Genomic DNA, 1,401 nt, shown 5'->3' with positions numbered 1-1,401 from the left:
TGTAGATTTTGACATACTTTCTCACTTTTTACTCTCAGATTGCTAATTTTTCTCAAGGATTATGCCTGCCAACAGGTTTCCAGTCAACGGATTAAACAGCCTCGGGAGGCCTCCACCTGTCGCAGGACAATCCACAGCTGTAAAAGTTGAGCGGGGCTATCGATGCGAACCGGCAAAAGCTTATGGAGCGAGCATTTATCTTCAATGTCCAGGGCCTGCAGCCGGTGGTAGAGCTGCCAGCGCTCCCAAGCACTAAGAGGGAAGATTTTCTCACCTTCCGATGGCAATTTGTCTGTACTCATGGGGCTTTTAATTGAGAACTATTAGCAATATAACTCTAGGCTGATGTTCTCAGTATAACCGACAACTGCAAATTATTATCAATAACCCGAAGAAAAAAAAGTTACCCGGTAGCGGCGATCGGCTAAAATCTTGCTATTGTTGCCTTGTCCGCTTTGCCGATCCCAGAATCGCTACCGCCTAGAATTGTCAAAGAGATAAAAATGGAGATAACAAGATTTATTGACGAAAATTATGCATAAAAAAGCTCAAAAAACCGATAATTCAGCAATTCTCTATTTTGATGGTGGTTCTCGCGGCAATCCGGGGAGAGCAGCCGGTGCAGCGGTAATAGTTTTAGCCGAGGGTAATTCCTTGACTACGACTAGATATATGGACAGAGCCACTAATAACGAGGCTGAATACACGGGATTGATTATTGGATTGGAAAAAGCCCAAGAATTAGGCTTAAAAAGCCTAGAAATTCGTGGAGACAGTCAATTAGTCATCAATCAAGTTAAGGGAGACTGGAAGGTAAAAAGCGATAGTTTACGTCCCTTTTATCAGCGTGCTTGTCAATTAGTTGCCCGATTCGATCGCATTAGCTGGCGCTGGATTGAACGAGCTAAAAATAGTTTGGCTGACGCTGCTGCTAATCAGTGTATGGATGCGGCGAAAAAATCGCCAGAAAAAGCGAAGGAAGGTGAAACTAATCTCGATATTCTGCTCCAATCCCTGAAACCAGTCCTAAATCCCGAAGAATTCGTTTTTTCTTCCCTAACAGCAACAGGACTAGAACAGCTACAATTAACTCCTATCTGCCAATTTCAGGAAGAGGAAGGCATAACGGTGATTATTCCCCGTCAGCAAGCCGATCGCACAAGCTTGCAGTACAAATATATTTATAGACAAATTACTCTTTCTGTGCATTCTAGTTTAGCGGCGGTGGGATTTTTAGCGGTGATTAGCGAGAAACTGGCCGAAGCAGCAATTAGCGTCAATGTCATTTCTGGTTATTATCACGATCATTTATTTATCCCTAGGGATAGGGTGACAGAAGCGATGGCTATTCTCGAAGAAATTAGCCGCTCATAACAGTTATCAGTTATCAGTTATCAGTTA

2 protein-coding genes are annotated in these 1,401 nt (G+C 43.1%); one reads left to right on the top strand and one right to left on the bottom strand.

The window, feature by feature from the left end; translation table 11 throughout:
• Nucleotides 1–83: 83 nt before the first annotated feature.
• Nucleotides 84–302 (bottom strand): Asr1405/Asl0597 family protein, encoded by a 219-nt coding sequence (locus PX636_RS22595; protein WP_353853453.1) that lies wholly within the window; start codon nt 300–302, stop codon nt 84–86.
• A gap of 232 nt (nt 303–534) precedes the next feature.
• Here PX636_RS22595 and PX636_RS03965 point away from each other — a divergent pair, with 232 nt between their 5' ends.
• Nucleotides 535–1,374, top strand: a complete 840-nt coding sequence (locus tag PX636_RS03965; protein ID WP_288116281.1) for a reverse transcriptase-like protein — start codon at nt 535–537, stop codon at nt 1,372–1,374.
• Nucleotides 1,375–1,401: the final 27 nt, after the last annotated feature.

It is taken from the genome of Microcystis sp. M53598_WE2 (genome assembly GCF_030067735.1).
GTDB lineage: Bacteria > Cyanobacteriota > Cyanobacteriia > Cyanobacteriales > Microcystaceae > Microcystis > Microcystis aeruginosa.
Note: the sequence above shows the minus strand (reverse complement) of the source record. Positions and strands in the feature narration are given on the sequence as shown.